Source organism: Labilibaculum sp. DW002 (genome assembly GCF_029029525.1).
Classification (GTDB): domain Bacteria; phylum Bacteroidota; class Bacteroidia; order Bacteroidales; family Marinifilaceae; genus Paralabilibaculum; species Paralabilibaculum antarcticum.
This window is the reverse complement of record NZ_JAKJSC010000001.1, coordinates 1,469,036-1,488,399: the sequence shown is the minus strand read 5'-3', so window position 1 is coordinate 1,488,399 and position 19,364 is coordinate 1,469,036. Positions and strand designations below refer to the sequence as shown.

The 19,364-nt window shown below is 34.7% G+C and carries 15 protein-coding genes; 11 read left to right on the top strand and 4 right to left on the bottom strand.

Annotation, left to right across the window (positions count from 1 at the left end; genetic code table 11):
- Window positions 1-8 precede the first annotated feature (8 nt).
- A complete protein-coding gene (locus L3049_RS05645; RefSeq protein WP_275108826.1) occupies window positions 9-1,241 on the top strand; it encodes an isocitrate/isopropylmalate dehydrogenase family protein in 1,233 nt (410 codons plus the stop codon).
- Window positions 1,219-1,773, top strand: a complete 555-nt coding sequence (locus L3049_RS05640; RefSeq protein ID WP_275108825.1) for an HD domain-containing protein — start codon at window positions 1,219-1,221, stop codon at window positions 1,771-1,773. Before L3049_RS05645 ends, L3049_RS05640 begins: the two co-directional genes overlap by 23 nt.
- On the opposite strand, the gene L3049_RS05635 is transcribed toward L3049_RS05640, so the two are convergent.
- Window positions 1,754-2,332, bottom strand: coding sequence for a DUF2284 domain-containing protein (locus L3049_RS05635; RefSeq protein WP_275108824.1), 579 nt, complete (start codon window positions 2,330-2,332; stop codon window positions 1,754-1,756). The genes L3049_RS05640 and L3049_RS05635 overlap by 20 nt on opposite strands.
- A gap of 184 nt (window positions 2,333-2,516) precedes the next feature.
- On the opposite strand from L3049_RS05635, the gene L3049_RS05630 reads away from it, so the two are divergent.
- From L3049_RS05630 to L3049_RS05605, 6 genes are all read left to right on the top strand, one after another.
- Entirely contained in the window at window positions 2,517-4,298 is a 1,782-nt protein-coding gene (locus L3049_RS05630; RefSeq protein ID WP_275108823.1) for an SLC13 family permease, read from the top strand.
- Window positions 4,299-4,342: 44 nt separating this feature from the next.
- Complete coding sequence (gene cysQ / locus L3049_RS05625; protein ID WP_275108822.1) at window positions 4,343-5,158, top strand: 3'(2'),5'-bisphosphate nucleotidase CysQ; 816 nt, start codon at window positions 4,343-4,345, stop codon at window positions 5,156-5,158.
- A 27-nt stretch (window positions 5,159-5,185) separates the two neighbouring features.
- Window positions 5,186-8,002: an alpha/beta hydrolase family protein gene (locus L3049_RS05620; RefSeq protein WP_275108821.1), complete on the top strand. Its 2,817-nt coding sequence runs from the start codon at window positions 5,186-5,188 to the stop codon at window positions 8,000-8,002.
- Window positions 8,003-8,334: 332 nt separating this feature from the next.
- A complete protein-coding gene (locus L3049_RS05615) occupies window positions 8,335-8,796 on the top strand; it encodes an Lrp/AsnC family transcriptional regulator (protein WP_275108820.1) in 462 nt (153 codons plus the stop codon).
- Between the two features lie 103 nt (window positions 8,797-8,899).
- Window positions 8,900-12,256 carry a PAS domain S-box protein gene (locus L3049_RS05610; RefSeq protein WP_275108819.1) on the top strand — a complete coding sequence of 1,119 codons (3,357 nt, stop codon included), beginning with the start codon at window positions 8,900-8,902 and terminating at the stop codon, window positions 12,254-12,256.
- Between the two features lie 124 nt (window positions 12,257-12,380).
- Complete coding sequence (locus L3049_RS05605) at window positions 12,381-13,319, top strand: hypothetical protein (protein WP_275108818.1); 939 nt, start codon at window positions 12,381-12,383, stop codon at window positions 13,317-13,319.
- Between the two features lie 40 nt (window positions 13,320-13,359).
- On the opposite strand, the gene L3049_RS05600 is transcribed toward L3049_RS05605, so the two are convergent.
- Window positions 13,360-14,796 carry a bifunctional metallophosphatase/5'-nucleotidase gene (locus L3049_RS05600; protein WP_275108817.1) on the bottom strand — a complete coding sequence of 479 codons (1,437 nt, stop codon included), beginning with the start codon at window positions 14,794-14,796 and terminating at the stop codon, window positions 13,360-13,362.
- Between the two features lie 231 nt (window positions 14,797-15,027).
- Between L3049_RS05600 and L3049_RS05595 the strand changes: the two genes are divergently transcribed.
- Window positions 15,028-15,663, top strand: a complete 636-nt coding sequence (locus L3049_RS05595; RefSeq protein ID WP_275108816.1) for a 7-carboxy-7-deazaguanine synthase QueE — start codon at window positions 15,028-15,030, stop codon at window positions 15,661-15,663.
- 97 nt (window positions 15,664-15,760) lie between these two features.
- Here L3049_RS05595 and L3049_RS05590 read toward each other — a convergent pair whose 3' ends face one another.
- Window positions 15,761-16,504, bottom strand: coding sequence for a TorF family putative porin (locus L3049_RS05590; RefSeq protein WP_275108815.1), 744 nt, complete (start codon window positions 16,502-16,504; stop codon window positions 15,761-15,763).
- Window positions 16,505-17,098: 594 nt separating this feature from the next.
- Here L3049_RS05590 and rbr point away from each other — a divergent pair.
- On the top strand, window positions 17,099-17,677 hold the full coding sequence (gene rbr, locus L3049_RS05585) for a rubrerythrin (protein WP_275108814.1): 579 nt from the start codon (window positions 17,099-17,101) through the stop codon (window positions 17,675-17,677).
- 43 nt (window positions 17,678-17,720) lie between these two features.
- Here rbr and trmD read toward each other — a convergent pair whose 3' ends face one another.
- Entirely contained in the window at window positions 17,721-18,398 is a 678-nt protein-coding gene (trmD, locus tag L3049_RS05580) for a tRNA (guanosine(37)-N1)-methyltransferase TrmD (RefSeq protein WP_275108813.1), read from the bottom strand.
- Between the two features lie 272 nt (window positions 18,399-18,670).
- On the opposite strand from trmD, the gene L3049_RS05575 reads away from it, so the two are divergent.
- Window positions 18,671-19,105 carry an Hsp20/alpha crystallin family protein gene (locus L3049_RS05575; protein ID WP_275108812.1) on the top strand — a complete coding sequence of 145 codons (435 nt, stop codon included), beginning with the start codon at window positions 18,671-18,673 and terminating at the stop codon, window positions 19,103-19,105.
- Window positions 19,106-19,364: the final 259 nt, after the last annotated feature.

Below are 19,364 nucleotides of genomic sequence, written 5' to 3'. Positions count from 1 at the left end.
CTAAAGTTATGAGTAAAAGAACCATAGTAGCTATGCCTGGAGATGGTATTGGTCGTGTTGTTCTCGACGAAACCATAAGAATTTTAACGGCTGCCGGATTCGAAGCCAATTATGTGGAGGCCGACATTGGATGGGAATTTTGGTGTAAAGAAGGAAATCCACTGCCAAAACGCACCATCGATTTGCTTGAGAAACACAAAATTGGCTTGTTTGGAGCAATAACTTCTAAACCGAAAGACGATGCAGCAAGTGAATTGACTCCTGAATTGAAAAATAAAGGATATGTTTATTCTAGCCCGATTGTTGGCTTACGTCAGTATTTCAAGTTAGATATTTGTATTCGACCATGTAAAACTTACAAAGGAAATCCGCTCAATTTTATTCGAAGAGGAAAAGAAGGCAAAATTGAAGAGCCAATTGTTGATGTTGTAATTTTTAGACAAAATACCGAAGGCTTGTATGGAGGTGTTGAATGGTCGAATCCTGATAATACAGTTTATGCAGCTCTAACTAGTCATCCGAAATTTGTGAAGAATTTTGGAGATGTTCCTAGAGATGAATTGTCTATTTCCACAAGAATTTTCACTAAAAATGGTACCAGTAGAATACTTACTGCTGCCTTTGAATATGCCAGAAAGAATTCTTACAAATCAGTAACAGTATGTGAGAAACCAAATGTAATTCGAGAAACTTCAGGGATGATGTTTAAGTTGGCTCAGGAGATTCAAAGAAAACAATTTCCGGAAATTGAATTGTGGAATACCAATATCGATGCTCAAATGATGTGGTTGACAAAAAATCCTGAGTATTATGGCGTTATTGTTGCGGGAAATATGTTTGGAGATATTGTATCGGATGGTTTTGCTGGATTGATTGGAGGTCTGGGCTTTGCTTGTAGTGCACAAATGTCGGAAGATGGAATCGCTGTTTTTGAGCCAACCCATGGTTCAGCACCAAAATATGCTGATTTTAAAACCTCAATTGTTAATCCCATTGCAATGGTAGAATCGGCTTGTATGATGTTAGATTATTTAGGAGAGACAGAAATATCAAGAAGAATTCGTGAGGTAGTTGCTGAAGTTATTTTGGAAGGAAAAGTTCAAACATATGATATGAAGAAAATGTCGGGAAAACCTGATGTTATTCAAAAAGGAGCTGCTTCAACCTATCAAATGGCAGATGAAATTATAGCAAAACTGAAAACCAAACATTCTAGCTATGGGTATGAGAAAAGTTGTTAAAGAATTATGGCCCGAATTGGAGTGGATTCAAGACGACATACTAAAAGAGAAAACTACAAAAGTTTGGGAAATTGCCTTGGAAAGAAGCGTGCTTACTGCACAAGATTTAGAAAATATACCTTTTACATTGCTTTGTGGTCCAGATTTAAAGGTGAGTTTTATGGATCATAAACAATGCGTTGTACATATTGCTAAAGCGAGTGGTAAGAAAATGAATTCCTTTTTTAAAAAGGAACTTCCTGTTGATTTAGATGTTGTAGTTGCAGGTGCAATACTATGTGATGTTGGGAAATTATTGGAGTATGTGTTGGATGAAAAAAACAATGCAATTCAAGGAAGCTATGGGAAATATATTAGACATCCTTTCTCTGGTGTTTCTCTTGCCGAAGAGTGTGGAATTCCACCAGAGGTTTGTCATATTATTGCGACACATGCAGGGGAAGGTGATATGGTAAAAAGAAGCACCGAAGCTTACATTGTTCACCATGCAGATTTTATGACATTTCTGCCTTTCAAGGAGCGTTTAAAATAGCACCAACACTGCTAACCATATTTGGTACTTTATTTTCTTTGGCCCATTCAATTTTGTGCTGAAATAAATCAGTCATTATTGCACGAACATCAAAACCAAAGGCAACCAAATTGTAACGTATTTTCTCAGGAATATGGCATGCTTTGCCTTCTGCAACTTTGCAAGTTTTGCAAAATTCACAGCTATTTGCAGCAATCATTTTTTCATTTGGCAATTCTTTTTTTCTTAAAAAAGATTGTAGTTCCTCTTTAATAAAATTGTAAGCAGATAGTGACCTGTCTTTTTCATCAAATTGAATGGATTGCTTAGGAGAAGTGTAAAATAAGTACAAGGAAATACTAGTATGATTTTTAGAATATTCTTCAAATGGAGGGCAAAAAGGAGGACAAGTCCATTTTTGTGAATGATTTGGACAACCGTTTTTACAATAAGAATTAAATAGATTAGGATTCAAATACTTAGATAGATGCTCTTTGTTTAGTTTTATTTGCTTGTAATGAATCTTTACGGCAGTATTATGAAGTGTTTTTTCAAAACTGCCAATTTGCTGATTATTCATATCTCTCTTTCTGAATTGAGCACAAATTTAACTTTTTTAAGCTTGCATATATAGAAGAGAATAAGTTTATGGCTATGAATTAAATTTGTTTAACAATTCATAATCGGAAAGGATTGTATTTTTCGCTTTCAGATGCTAGTATTTTTGTATCTTCGTCTCTTAATCTATATCCAAATCCTAGTCTATGCTCTCATTTGATGCGATCGTTGTTTTAATCGTATTGGTTTTTATTCTAATTTCATTCTATAAAGAGTGGGTTGGACCTGCTTTTACTTTCCTTATTGGAGTGGTTGTTTTAGGGATTTTTGGAATTCTTACACCATCGGAAATTTTGAGTGGTTTTGCTAACGATCAGATGGTTGTGATCTTAATGCTTCTGCTGATTGGTGATGTGATTAGAGATTTAGGAATTGTAGAAACACTATTCGATAAGGTTTTTCGGAAGGCAAAATCATACCGACAATTTATGGCTCGGATGATATTTCTTGTGGCAAGTTTTTCTGCCTTTTTGAATAATACGCCTTTGGTTGCTGTTATGATGCCATACGTGCATAGTTGGAGCAAACGAAATAAAATATCTCCTTCAAAATTATTAATACCTCTTTCGTATGCTGCCATTCTAGGAGGTTGTATAACACTTATTGGAACATCAACAAACCTGATTGTGAATGGCATGGTTGTCGACCAAAAGATCATACCTGGTTTGGAATCTCTCGATATGTTTAGTTTTGCATATGTAGGAATTCCAATGATGTTTATTGGTTCAATTTATTTGCTTCTTGTCAGTAAAAAATGGTTGCCCGAAAAGGAGGATGTTTTAGGTGAATTTTCTGAAAATACTAGAAAATATATTGTTGAAGCACATGTAAAACCAAATTCGATTTTAATTGGGAAATCAATTGAGGAGGCAGATCTTAGAAATTTAAAAGGCCTTTATCTTTTTCAAATAAATAGAGGAGAAACTCGAATTTCTGCTGTTTCTCATGAATACCGACTGCAAGAAGCAGATCGATTGCTTTTTGCTGGGGATACCGAAACAATTGCCGATTTAGTGCTTCCGAATTCAGGATTGACATTGCCTACCGTTGGAATGTTAACACATAAAAAACACATTGAGGTTGTCGAAATTGTAATTTCTCATAATTCAACACTGATATCTAAAACGGTAAAAGAAGCTAATTTTAGAGGCCAATACGATGCTGCTATCATTGGAATCCATAGAAATGGAGGCCGAGTAAATGGTAAAATTGGGGAAGTGAAATTACGAGCAGGTGATGTTCTCTTATTATTAGGAGGTGATGATTTTGTTGATCGTTCTCACTTGGTACAGGATTTCTATTTTATCTCGAAAGTAAAAGAGTTTAGAAAGCAAGAAGGATATAAAATTGGATTATTGTTAGGTGGAACAGTCTTAGCAGTTTTACTTTCTGCCTGTAATATCGTTCCGTTATTTATGACATTGGTGGTAATGATTATTATCATTTTAGGCTTAAAAATTACTAATCCAAAGGATATTGCAGGACGAGTCGATTTTAACTTGGCACTTATCATTTCCTTAGCCTTGGCTTTTGGTACTGCAATGATTAAATCTGGTTTGGCTCAGATTCTCGCCGACCTTTTAATTTCGGTTTTTATTCCTTTAGGTAGAGTTGGTGTTTTGTTTGGTGTATATTTAATAACATCGGTATTAGCAGCTTACATTACCAATAAAGCAGCAGTAGCTATCCTGTTTCCGATATCTTTAACCATGGCCTTAAATCTTCATTTAAATCCTGAGCCTTTTGTTCTGGTTGTTGCATTTGCCGCTGCGGCTAATTTTATGACTCCTATTGGATATCAAACCAATTTAATGGTTTATGGACCAGGAGGTTATACCTTTAAGGATTTCTTTAAGATTGGTTTTCCGCTCACGATTATTTATATGATTGTTACCGTTACCATACTGTCTTATATTTATTTTTATTAATTGATAATTCTACAATCCAAAAGGGTTGAAAAGCATATTTACACATGAATTTTAGTAAAAGAAAAGAGCTTCTTTTAGCCGCAATTTCTGCTTCATTAAAGGCGGGTAAAGAAATAATCGAAGTATATAATTCTACCGATTTCGAAATCCAAATTAAATCCGATAACAGTCCTTTAACCATTGCTGATCAGAGAGCGCACAATGCAATTGTCTCTGTTTTAGATGAATTGGGAGTGCCTGTTTTAAGTGAAGAAGGCGAGAAGCTAGATTACACAACTCGTAAAGCTTGGGATTACTGTTGGATCGTTGATCCATTGGATGGGACAAAGGAATTCATCAAACGAAATGATGAGTTTACGGTTAATGTTGCTTTAATAGAAAATGGAAAAGCAATTGCTGGCGTAATTTATGTTCCGGTATATCAACAATTGTATTTTTCGGATAAGGAATTAGGTGCTTTCCTAATAAATAATATTGAAGATTGGACTGGCACTTTGGATCAATTGGTTTTAGAATCTGAAAAGCTACCATTAAAGCAAAACAGATCTACTGTGCGTGTTGTTGGTTCTCGTTCGCACATGAGTCAGGAAACAACCGATTTTATTGAGAAACTAAAACAAGAACACGGTGAGGTTGAGTTGATTTCTAAAGGAAGTTCTTTGAAATTATGCATGATTGCAGAAGGGGAAGCTGATGTGTACCCAAGATATGCTCCAACAATGGAGTGGGATATTGCTGCTGGGCATGCGATTGTAACAGCTTCTGGAGGAAAAGTTCTACACTTAAATTCGGAGGAGGAGATTTCATATAATAAAGAGGATTTATTAAATCCTTGGTTCATTTGTAAGAGAGACAACTAAACACTATAAAGGATAATTATTCGAGTCATGAGAAAGTCATTACTATTCATTTTGCTATGCCTTTTTGTAGGCAGTGCAATGGCGCAAAATTCAAAGCAGTCATTAAAACATTCTGATTACGACCATTGGAAGAATTTGAAAAATCAAAAAATATCGAACAATGGAGAATGGGTTAGTTATGAAGTAAATCCACAAAAAGGAGATGGATATTTGTATTTGTATGAAGTAAATACAGGAAAGTTAGATTCTATTTCTCGTGGTTATAAGGCTGTGTTTACGCCTAATTCGGATGTGTTGTGTTTTCAAATTAAAGCTCAGTTTGATACCATTCGAAAAGCTAAAATGGATAAGGTTGAAAAAGAGAAACAACCCAAAGATTCTTTGGTAGTATGGAATTTAAATAAGAATTCTATTCAGCGTTTTGCAGAATTTAAATCTGTGAAAACACCAGAAGAAAAAGGAGAATGGCTGGCTTTTTTATTGGAAATGCCAAAGGCGAAAAAGGATAGTTTGGCAAATGATTCCATTAAGGATAAGGGCAAAGAAGAAAAGAAAAAAGGCTCGAAAGGAAAGTACGATGTTAAAAAAGGAGAATTGGTGATTCTAAATTTTCTATCAGGAAAAGAGCATAGATACAAGGATGTGGCAGATTACAATTTGTCAGAAAATGGAAATGCAGTTTCTTTTGTGCAAGTTGTAGGAGATAGTATTCAAAATTCAAAAGTAAATTGGTTTTTAGCTAAAAATGAAGAAGTAAAAACTGTTTTCGAAAAAGAAGGTTTAGCTAAGAATACCGCATTGGCAAACAATGGCGATCAGTTGGCATTTCTTTTTTCTGCAGATACAGTTGAGAATAAAACCTTTGACTTGTATTATCAAGACTTGAAGATGGATCAGCTAAATCGATTAGTTGATACGAATACTGTTGAAATTCAAGACAAGTGGACAGCTAGTGAAAATGGTGAGATATACTTCTCTAAAAATGGGAATAAATTATATTTTGGAGTAGCTCCAAAACCAATAAATGAGCCAAAAGACACCTTATTAGATGAGGAAAAATATAAAGTTGATGTTTGGAATTGGAAAGATCCTTTATTGCAACCACAACAAAAATTGCAGGCAGAGAAGGAAAAGAAAAGAACTTGGTTAGCGGTATATAATATTGCTGATAACAAGTTGGTTCAGTTAGCTGATAAAGAAATGCCAAAGGTAAAGTTATTTGATCATGGAAATAAACAGTTTGCTTTAGGTTCTTCAAATTTACCCTACCAGCAATTAACTTCTTGGGATGATTGGTATTCAGATTATTATTTGCTTGATACAAAATCCGGAAAGAGGGAATTGGTTTTGGAAAAAATGAATTCCAGGGTTAATCTTTCTCCAGCTCAGAATTACATGTATTGGTACGAATCGCGAGATAGTGTGTGGTACTCTTACCAGATTGACACTAAAAAAACAATTGCATTAACGGCTAAAATAAAAACAAATTTCTACAATGAAACTCACGATACACCTAGTGATCCTAGTCCGTATGGGATTGTTGGCTGGACAAAGGATGACAAGTATGTGATTGTACAGGATCGTTATGATTTTTGGAAGCTAGATCCGAAAGGAGTGAAGGGTGCTGAAAACATTACCAATGGATTCGGACGTAGAAATCATATCCGCTTCGATTACGAAAAGTTGGATGAAGATGAGTTGTTTGTTGATTTGAATGTGACAGTATTATTAAGTGCCTTTCATGAATTTTCAAAAAAATCAGGATATTTTCAGTTAAAGAAGGATGATGATCCAAAACAGTTGGTGTTCGAAGATGTTAGCTATCGAAAAACATTAAAAGCAAAGAAGGCAAATCGATTACTTTGGACGAAATCAACTTTTAAGGAGTATCCGAACTTGTGGACAAGTAAGCTTGATTTATCAGAGCTAAAGCAAATATCTGATGCAAACCCACAACAGAAAAATTACTTGTGGGGAGATGTTGAATTGGTGAAATGGACTTCGGGAGATGGAGAAGAGTTGCAAGGAATGCTCTTCAAACCTGAAAATTTCGATCCTAATAAGAAATACCCAATGCTTGTCTATTTTTACGAACGAGTTAGTGATCGTTTACACAAGCATTATGTGCCTCAGCCTAATTGGTCTATAATTAACCCAACATACTGCGTAAGTAATGATTACTTGATTTTCATGCCAGACATTACCTATCCTAAAGTTGGTCATCCCGGAGAAAGTGCATACAGTTCAATAGTTACCGGAACTCTTGCAATGATGGATCGTTTTGATTTTATCGATAAAGAAAACGTTGCTTTACAAGGACAAAGTTGGGGAGGTTATCAAATTGCTCACTTGGTGACAAAAACAAACCTTTACAAATGTGCTATGGCCGGAGCTCCTGTGAGTAATATGACCTCTGCATATGGAGGAATCAGATGGAAAAGTGGCAGAAGTAGAATGTTCCAATATGAGCATACACAAAGTAGAATAGGTGGTACCCTTTGGGAGAAACCATTACATTATCTAGAGAACTCGCCTATTTTCTCGGTTCCAAAAATTAAAACACCATTGCTTATTATGCACAACGATCATGATGGTGCAGTGCCATGGTACCAAGGAATTGAATTTTTCGTGGCAATGCGACGTTTGCAAAAACCATGTTGGATGCTTTCATATAATAACGAAGCACATAACTTGAAAAAACGTCCTAACCGAATGGACTTATCCATCAGAATGATGCAATTCTTCGATTACTATCTAAAAGGGAAAACTGCTCCTGCTTGGATGGTTGATGGTATACCTGCAGTGAAGAAAGGCAAAACGGATGCTTATGAATTAACGAAATAAGATAAAACAAATAAAGCAAGAGGAATGCGTCCATACGGGCGCATTTTTTTTTTTTTGAGTTGGTGGAATAAAAAAAACCTCGATCCAGGAAGGGAAAGAGGTGTTTTTGTAGTGTGTTGTTGTGTTTGTTGTTGTGTTTGTTTTTGGTTGCAAGCAACCTATATGTTTGTTGTGTTGTTCCGTACTATTTGCTAGCAAAGTAACGACCTTTCCGTTATATTTCATACATTCCCATTGTAATTAAGTAATAATTACCGAAATTAGCGCCAAGTAAAGTGTTTTTCACTTTCAAATGTTATGCAAACGTTATAAATGGAGTAATTTTTTCTGATATGGAAAGTTTAGATCAAACCGATAAGACGATTTTAAGGATATTACAGACCGATTCAAAAAAGACAGCAAAAGAAATTGCAAGCATGCTGAGTCTAACAGTTTCACCAGTTTATGAAAGAATAAGAAGACTGGAGAATCAAGGCTTTATTAAAAAGTATGTAGCAATTTTAGATAAAACAAGAATTGGTAGAACTGTTACTGCCATGTGCCAAGTTTCCATGCGATATCATAACGAGGCTTTTATTGATGAGTTTGAGGAGCAAATTCAAGATTTAAAGGAAGTTCAGGAATGTTACCACGTTGCAGGGCAAGTCGATTTTATTCTTAAAATTCATGTTCGAAGTTTAGAAGAGTATCATGAATTTGTTCGTTACAAATTGTCTAAAATCAAAAATATTGGCGTATTAAATAGCACTTTCGTGATAAAAGAGATTAAGCAATCATCGGAATATGATATTTAGTATGCAGATAAATAAATATATCAAGATATAAATATCCGAATATAATTTGTAACTTATTCACATGTAATGTTGTATAGTATATATACGTGTGAAAAAGTGACATATGCCAAAGGAAAATCATAAAAATTCATCAAAAGATTCTAAGAATAATCTTGAAGAATATCAGGAAAGAATAGTAACTCTTGAAAAGCAAGTAAAAAAAATCCAAGAAGAAAAGGAGAACTATGCTAAAGAATTAGAGTTATCAAAATCGGTTGGAAAGTATGAACTGTTATTCAAATCTACAGGACTTGGTGTGATTCATCGGAATAGGCAAGGCAAGATTATTTACGCAAATCCGGCTGCTACAACGATTCTAGGTGTTACCAATGAGAAACTTTTAAATATTGAACGTTTTGAACCTCCGGTAAAAAATATTTATCAGGATGGAAAAGAAATGACCGCAAGTATGCATCCTGCAAAAAAGGTCTTTAAAACAGGCAAGGAGATAGCAAATACAATTATTGGGGTTTATAATTCTCGAAAAAAAGATTATGTGTGGATTAATTTGACAGCTATTCCATTAATCGATCACTCAGGGGATGTTGATATCGTATATACTGTTTTTGAGGATATTTCGGAAAGACTTGAAAAGGATGAACTGCTGATAAATAGCATTGCACGATCAAAAGCACTTCTGACAACTATTCCTGATCGTATTTTAAGAGTAGATAAGGATGGTGTAATTTTAGATTTTCATGGGGAGAATCAAGAATTATTCTTTAAAGAGAAAATTATTATTGGCAAGAAGATTGAACACGTTTTTGAAACAGGTTTTTACCAGCTCTTCTTAGAAAAACAAAAGCAGTTTAAATACGTTGGAGAGCTTATTCTTTTTGAATATCAGATAACATCACAAAAAAATAAGAAGTATTTTTTTGAAGTTAGAGTGAGTAACAATGAATTGGGTGAAGTCACGTCAATCATAAGAGATGTAACAAATTCGAAAAAATCAGAAAAAAAAATAAATGAAGCAAAGAGGCAACTTTCAACCTTGATGGGGAATTTAGAAGGTATGGTTTATAGATGCTTGGCTGATGAGAGATGGACGATGCTTTTTATTAGTGACGGAGTGTATGATTTATCTGGTTATAGAGTGGATGAGATTATTGAAAATGCAAGAATTTCATTCAGTGATATTATTTTCCCTGATGATAGAAAGCTTGTAGTAGATGCTGTTAATAAAGCAAGTGAAACGGATGAACGTTTTAGTGTAGAATATAGAATAGTTGCTAAAAATGGAACTATTAAATGGGTGATTGAACAAGGAATTACCATCAAAGATTCATCGAATAAAACTTTATTTATTGAAGGTTATATAAGCGATATTACAGAGAGAAAATTAGCACAACAGCAGATTGAGTCGCGCGAAGCCAGGTACCGTTTACTGTTTAACTCACTTAATGAAGCAGTTTTTGTTCATCCATGGAAAGAATCAGCATTTCAGACTTTTATTGAGGTGAATGATATAGCAATACAACGCTATGGTTATACGAGAGAGGAATTTCTGAATTTATCTCCTCCTAATTTGTCAGGAAAAGGAGAATGGGATATTGTAGAGTTGGATCGTATAAGAGAATCACTTAAAAATTTTGGAAGGGTTCGTTTCGAAACCGAACACATTACTAAAACGGGGAAAGTATTTCCTGTGGTTATCAATGCAAATGTCATTGAGATTAATGGAAAATATTTCATTCAGTCTATTGTTAGGGATGTTAGTGAGCAAAAAATAGCCGCAGAGAAACTAGATCATAAATCACAAATAGAAAAATTAATTAGTAATATTTCTGCTGAATTTGTTAGTTCAAGAGGAAGTGAATTTGATAAAGTAATTAGTCTTGCTCTGCAAAATATTTCTAAGATGATTCATGCAGATCGAACTTACATATTTCTTATCGATGAAATGAGATCAAAAGTGGTTAACTCTCATGAATGGTGTGCTAAGAATGTTCCAAGTTTACTAAAAGGACAAAAAGAGATACCTAAAGAGCAACTAAATTGGTGGATTGATAAGTTTCAGAAACACGAACAAATTTACATTGCGTCATTAGCTGATTTGCCAGCAGAAGCCTTTCGTTCTGCGGATTTTGGGATTCAAATTGAGGAAAAGTCAGGATTGTATTTGCCCCTTTTTTATCGTGAGCATTTACTCGGATTTATTGGCTTTGATGTACTTGAGGGTAGCCCAAATTTGAATAAAAGTGACTTTTATCTTCTTTACACCCTTGCTGATATGTTGGCAGGAGTTTTTTATAGAAGGAATTTTGAAGAGCAATTGATACTAGCGAAGGAAAAGGCAGAGGAGAGTGATCGACTTAAATCAACTTTTTTAGCCACAATGTCGCATGAGTTAAGGACTCCATTAAACGCAATTATTGGGTTTAGCGGCTTGGGAGAGGCGAGTACAAAGAAAGAAAGTTATGAGAGATGGAATAAAATTATCAATTCGAGTGGAAAACATTTGTTGAACATTATTGAGTCCATTTTTGATGTTTCCTTATTGCAAGCAAAGGAAGCCAAATTAGAAGAAGAAGAATTCTCCTTATCGGATTTTTATCTAACCTTACAGCAATATGTAAAGGCTGAGATAAAGAAACATGGTAAGTCTAATCTTACTACTCAGATGTTTAGTTTTGCAAATTCTGAAGTGTTTATTACTGCAGATAAAACGAAGTTAATGCAACTAATAACTAATTTGCTTAACAATGCAATTAAGTATACCAACAAAGGGGAAATTGAGTATGGTTATAGGGTGATTGATAATGATGTTTTGTTTAGTGTGTCGGATTCTGGTATTGGAATAAAGGATGAGGATGTAGATATTATTTTCGATGTTTTTCGTCAAGTAGAAGATCCTTTGGTATGTAGTCAGTCAGGAGTTGGTTTAGGATTAGCAATATGTAAAGAGATTTCGGAATTAATGAATGGAGAATTGTGTCTGGAATCGAAAGAAGGTGAAGGAACAACTTTCTACTTTAAGCTTTCGGATGTTGTTGTAGGTGAGCAAGAGCAGTCTCAAAAAATAGAAGTGTTGCCACCTAAGTTAGCTGGAGAAACTATTTTAGTTGTAGAAGATATTGAATACAATTACTTGTTAATTAATGAGATGTTGAGCCCAACTGCAGCTCGCGTAATTTGGGCAAAAAATGGACAAGAGAGTATTCATCTGGTGAATTCGGAATCGTCTATCTCCTTAATCTTAATGGATATTAAAATGCCATTAATGGATGGATATGAGGCATCACGAAAAATACTAAATGCAAAACCAAATATTCCTATCATTGCGCAAACAGCATATGCGTTAAAGAGTTATAAGAAGCTAATAAAAGAAGCTGGCTTTAAGGATTATATTCCAAAACCAATTAATGAAGATTTATTGTATCAATTATTAAGCCTTTACCTACCGCAGAATACTGCCTAATTGATTGTTCAATTGGGATTGGTTGTGAGATTGGATGTATATAAATAAATTGATTATCATATTGTGAATGATTGATAATATCAATTTATTTGTTCAGATTTGTGCTGTATCTAAATCATAAACTGTGAAAAATCTGATCGTTTTAAGTCTATTGACCATACTTTTTGGCCTCTTTTCTTGCAATTATTGTTCTCGTAATTCAGTTTCTGAACCAAATATTAAGGGGGAAGGAGTTGATTTAGAGTCAATTGTTTATCAACCTGTATTAGTAACGGATTCTTTATCAGCAAAAGTGAATGAACAATCAGGTTTGGTTTGGTATCAAGATTTGTTTTGGGTGAATAACGATAGCGACTGTGCAGCGAGTTTATATGCATACAACAAAGCAGGAGTTATAAAGAAGGAACTTGCAATTTCCAATTTTAAGAACCTGGATTGGGAAGATGTAACGGATGATAAGGATTATATTTATATCGGTGATTTTGGAAATAATTTTGGTGTTCGAAAAAATTTAAGAGTGCTTCGGATTCGTAAATCAAGTTTCAGCTCACAAGATAGTTCTTCAATTGAGGCCGAGGAAATGCCACTTGCTTGGGCAGATCAAGATGTGTTTGTCCCACGAAAGCAAAATCATGATTACGATTGTGAAGCTTTTGTTGCTTTTCGTGATTCCTTGTATTTCTTTTCAAAAAATTGGGCTGACTATAAAACTCGAATGTATGTGGCGTCGAAAGATTTTAAAAATCAAAGCTTGAAGGTGAAAGCGGAGTTTGATGCAGATTTATTGATTACAGGTGCCGATCTTAGCTCAGATGGTAAGGTATTGGCATTGGTTGGTTACAAAGACTATCGCACTTATGTGTTGCTATTTTCATCCTATAAAGGAACAGATTTCTTTTCAGGGAAAAGTTTGCGTTTGGATCTAAGCTCGCTTGGTGGAGCACAAACAGAAGCAATTGTTTTTGATGACAATGATTCTTTGTATATATCCACAGAAGAGACAAATATTCCTCATGCCGTATATGAAATTGAGTGGAGAAAATGGGCTGATATATTAAAATGATCAAAACGTAAATAGCCTTGATCATTTTAATATTCATTGGTTAATTCATTCTAAAATAACGATCGCAAATAGGGTAATCTACTTGATTTGAAGTTTCTTCTAAATAACTAATAATCGTTTCTGCATCAGTCATTGACTGTATTTGTGCATTGTCTGGAAAGTAACTATCATGAACCGCAGGAATATAATCATTTAGTCCTACTGTTAGAGTCGTTTCATCGTCCAGTACATTGTTTTGAAGATCTCTTATTTCAACATCTCGATCAACCTGTTCAATTTTTATTCCAGAATAGTAGAAGCCAGATCCCGATCCTCGCAGAAATTTTTTGATGTCAAGAACAGACATCGTGTAAATTACCGTCCCATTATTAAAAGGAGTTATTTCGTAAATTTCCCTTTTTGTAATATTTCCCTCGTTTAAGCTTGAGCGAATACCTCCTGTATTTTGAAAGCAAACATCAACATTCATTTTAATTCGTAAAGCATCGGTGTAGAAACAACCAACCATACCCCCATCATGGTATCTGCTGGAATAACCAATCACATCTGTTAAATATTCCTGATTATTGTATTCGTCGATAAGCGTTTTTAAATCTGAGTCATATTCATTAATATCGTTTAGCTCGATTAATTCGTAGGAAATTGATTCGATTTTTTTGTTTGTGACTGTAAGCGAAATTTTACCTAAATAGTTAAGATTGCTACCTGCCTGAAAGATTGGAATGCCATTTACTTCAGTAGATAATTTTGAATGCGAGTGACCACCTATTATTAAATCAAAATAGGGGAAGTTGTTTGCTAAGTTACTATCGCCATTTTTCCCTAAATGACTTAGGGCGATGTATAAGTCCGATTTTTCCTCTTCTTTTACCTTGGAAAAAAGTGAAGCGATGTCTTCTGCTCTTTCGAATAGAATGTCTTTAACTCTCCATGGATGAGTTGAAGGAATGATCCCATCATCTTTTCCGTTGGTTTCAACTAAGCCGAGTAGAGATATTTTTATGTTTTCTTTTGTTATTGTTTTGTATTCAAATGGTTCTGGTACGTCTGAATTTTGCATATCTACATTTGCACATACCCATGCAAAATCTGATTGCTCCATTCGTTTCTTGAGAAATTGAGTGCCATAGTCAAATTCATGATTACCGATTACAGCTGCATCAAATCCAATTCGATTCATTAGGTCTATCATTGGATATCCTTTCTCAGGATGATTGTCGACAACGGGATTGCCAGAAAATAGATCGCCGCCCGATACTACGAGTACATTTGTTGATTCTCTTTCTTTGTCGATAATGGATTTGATCTTAGAGAAATTATCTATTTGTCCATGAACATCATTAACACTGAAAATTGTAAGGTGTTTTGGATTTAAATCTTCTGGTATTTCGGGGGAATTAGGCGCATCACTGCTTTTTGAGCAGGATGCCAGTATTGAAATAAATAAGAGTAAGTAAAGGAATTTAAGTTTGTTCATGCTGTGATTCGATAAGTTTGATTTTGTGAAATTATCAAAAAACATTCCATAATCATAATATGTTGTTGTAGATTTTATTTCTTTTTTATTACCTCAATTTGGAGCTAAAGAATGGAATCATTTTAAATAATCTTTCATTTTGATTTTGAAATGCTTAAAAAGAAAGTATTTTTGTAGCCCAGTTTACTGAGCAACCAAAGTTTAGGATTTTAATTGGTTAAGAAGAACGATTTGAGAGATAAGTACAAAGAAATATTCGAAGCCGGAACCGATTTACCTTTGGTTGAGGACTTCTACACCATACAGGGCGAGGGTTTCCATACAGGAAAACCTGCTTACTTTATACGTATTGGCGGTTGCGATATAGGCTGCCGTTGGTGCGATTCTAAAATTTCGTGGAACCCTAAGGAGCACCGTTTAATCTCGGTTGAAGAGGTTGTTCGCAAGGCTGTTGAATCACCTGCCAAGTCGGTGGTGGTGACAGGTGGTGAGCCATCGCTATACAATTTGGAGCCTTTGTGTTCGGAATTGAAAAAACACAATATTGAGAATTTCCTTGAAACCTCGGGGGCATACGAAATTACGGGCGAATGGGATTGGATTTGCTTATCGCCAAAGGAGAATAAAGCACCCGTAGCCAGCTCATACAAAAAAGCCAACGAACTTAAGGTTATCATTTTCGATATTGAGAAGGATTTTGCCATTGCCGAGGAACATGCCAAATTGGTTGGTGACGACTGTTTGCTTTTCCTACAATCAGAATGGAGTCAGTACGTGCACAACGTGAAGCCTATTGTGGAGTATGTGAAGAATAATCCGAAGTGGAATATCTCCTTGCAGTCGCATAAGTTTATGCGTATTCCGTAGGGAAATTGAAAATACAATAGAAAAAGCTGAATCTAAATAGATTCAGCTTTTTTTTTTTAGCCTCAAAAGAAGCTTCAATCGGAGAGGTTAGTGTTGCTTAGAAGGATACTCCAAAAACAAGGAATAAATTCTCAGCCATAGGGTTAGCAATTACAGATGCTGATAGTGGTAATGAAAAATTTTCTGTGATAACAACTTCTTTAGATGCAGTAAATCCCATGTTTACAAATCCTGCAGTGTCACCATAAAATCCTGATTCTCCTTTGTCTTCGTCTGCATCGATAGGTGTGAAACCTGCAAATAAATCAATGGCTACTTCTTTGTATTCAAAACCATATCCTAATTCGATGTAAAGAGAATTTTGCTGATCGCCATTGGCGTCTTGATCAGCACCCCAGAAATTCATGGCAGCTAAAATGCTAATTGGAAATCCGTCACTCCCATTAAAAGCAAGCGTAGCTTCCATGATATGTCCTGTAGATGCTTTTTTATAATCGAAGTAGCTGTTGTTTACAGCAATTCCATCTGTTGGGAAAAAATAATCGGTTACAGTAGCTGTGAATAAATCATCAGCAAAAGTGTATGAAGCATATAGATCGGCTTCAGCTCCATCAGAACCATCTTGTGCATAAGATCCCCAGGCTCCTAATGCGAATCCTCCTTTGCTGTACTCAACTGCTGGTTGTATTACAGGACCTGTAGAAAATTGTGTTCCTCTCCATACGTATCTACTCATAAGGTCAGCTCCAAATGTAACATCTCCTTTTTCTTGTGCAAATAGATTTCCTGTTACTACAAGAGTACATATAAGTATTGCGAAAAATTTTCTTGCTTTCAACATAGTAATAGATTTTAGATTAAAAAAAAATGGTAAACGGTTAATATTATATAAATGCAATAATGTGGTTTCTTGTTTTTTTTAGTTAAAAAACCAAACCACCCCCTTTTTGAAAGGGGGTAGTTGTGGAATAAATCAACTAATTTCTATCCTAACCCTAATGTGAAGGGGTTTCGATTTCAAAAGTATGAAAAAAAATGAATAATACTATTAAATTTAGGGGGTATACCTTTAAAAAATGCATTTTTTTTAATGCAAAGGTTTTAAATAGGGGGGGAGTGAAAAAAATAATTTTTCTTCTAAGAATGTGTTGTTGCTTGTTGAGGTGAAATTAATTTTCTGAAAAAAATACATTTTCATTATTATATAAATAAAGGCTTGTTTGGATTTACCAATAAGGATTTGTTTTTCTGCTTCTTTTGAGTTGGCCGTTGTTGGATGTCAAACTGATTTCCTTTGTTGGAATGTTATTGATGTGTAAAAGTGAGATTATTCTCGTTTTCTTTATTGAATATAAATTGTTGAAAATTTCTCTTTATTGTGATAATCTCTTCGAAAAATGAGGATATTTGTAATGGAATCAAAAAAAATAAAATAATGGAGAAAAGTATAAAAGGAACTGAAACTGAAAAGAATTTATTGAAGTCTTTCGCAGGTGAGTCTCAAGCAAGAGCAAGATATACTTATTTTGCAAAGCAAGCTAAAAAAGAAGGCTATGAGCAAATTGCAGCCATTTTTGTAGAGACTGCTGAGCAGGAAATGCAGCATGCTAAACGATTTTTTAAATTTTTAGAAGGTGGTGATGTTGAAATTACAGCCGCTTTTCCAGCAGGCAAAATTGGAACAACAATCGAGAATTTGAAAGCTGCAGCAAGTGGGGAGAATGAGGAGTATACTGAATTGTATCCAGAGTTTGCGCGTATTGCTGAAGAAGAAGGATTCAAAAAAGTGGCAACTGCATTTAAATTGATCGCTAAGGTTGAGAAAATGCATGAGCAACGATATTTAAAGCTGCTTAGCAACTTGGAGGAGGAGAAGGTTTTTGTTTCTGAAGAGAAAGAAGAGTGGTATTGCAGAAATTGTGGTTATGTGCATGAAGGAACTAAGGCTCCTAATATGTGCGCTGCTTGCGAGCATCCACAGTCTTATTTTGAAAAGAAATCAACAAACTATTAATTGTTGGTAAAAAAAAGAGCTTCAATACAGAAGCTCTTTTTTTTTATTCGTCCAATAAATCAGGACGTAATCGTTTTGTTCTTTCGTAGGCTTGTTCTTCCTGCCATTTTTCAATTTTTTTATGATCTCCAGATAGTAGTATTTCTGGAACTTTCCATCCTCTGAATTCTGCAGGGCGTGTGTAAAGAGGTGGCGATAAAAGATCATCTTGAAAGGAATCTGTTAAAGCAGAAGTTTCGTCTCCCATTCCACCTGGTATAAGTCTAACAACGCTATCTGCAATAATAGCTGCGGCTAACTCTCCTCCAGTTAAAACAAAATCCCCAATTGAAATTTCTTTGGTGATAAAATGATCACGAATGCGTTGGTCAATTCCTTTGTAGTGTCCACATAGAATCATGATATTTTCTTGAATCGATAAGGTGTTTGCAGTCCTCTGATCATATTGGTCTCCATCTGGAGTCGTAAAAATGATTTCGTCGTAAGTTCTTTCTGCAGTCAGTGATTCAATTACTTTAACGATCGGCTCTAGGCGCATTACCATTCCTGCGCCTCCGCTAAAAGCATAGTCGTCAACCTTTTTGTGTTTGTCTTCCGAATAGTCTCGGATATTGTGAATGTAAATTTCTACAATTCCATTGTCTTTTGCTCTTTGAATAATAGAGTGATTTAGAGGACTCTCTAATAATTCAGGAACAACAGTAAGTATATCGATTCTCATTTTTTTAAATTTTGTGTAAAAGTATGTAACCCAAACTTGGCTTGCAAGCAAATTGAATATAGGGACTATGTATTTTGCAGTAAAAGACAATATGTCACTATGTTTTTATGGAAAGCAGACGTTTTGTCATTAAGATTTGGCTTTATGCGGTCATTTTGTGAACGGAATCGGCTTGGTATAGACTTTGGAATTGAAAGTTCGAAAAACAGAATTTATATTTTAGGATCCGGAGCCTGAAAGAAAATGCAAATAAAAAATAAGGAGATATAGATATGACAATTTTAAAATATTCAAACAGAGGAAATGATTTTTTTACAAATCAGTTAATGAATCAATTGTTTAGAGAAACAAGAGGAGCTTTAAAAAGCACGCTTGATAATGAAGTCGTGAATAGAACAAGTGTTAATGTTTTCGAGGAAGAGAATAATTTCATTATAGAAATGGCGATACCAGGATTCGCAAAGGAAGATGTTTCTATAAAAGTTGAGAAAGGAGTCTTGAATATTTCTGCAAATAAAGAGGAAAAACAAGAGCGGAATTATTTGAGACGAGAGTTTACTAGGGGTAATTTAGAGAAGAGCTTTAAGTTGTCAGATGGTATTGCTGAAGAGGAGATTAATGCAGAAGTGAAAGACGGTATGTTGTTCGTGAAATTACCAAAAATGCAAGTCGAGGAGCCAAAGGCAAGAGAAATCGAAATTAGGTAAGCTAGGCATTCGTTTATCTCAATTTTAAAAAATGAATGATTATTTTTTGAATTGAGAATAGAGCTTGAAGTGTTTTATTTTACAATGAAAAAGTTAATGTTAGATTAAGTAATTGGTTGGTTTTAGTTGAGGGGTTCATGTATTGCGTGAACCCCTCTGTATTTTAGGTAAATAAAATTGACGAAAATCTTTGAGGATTAGGACATAATTAGTTAAATTCGTAAGGAATGGACCTAAATAATCCTTTGGATATTGTATT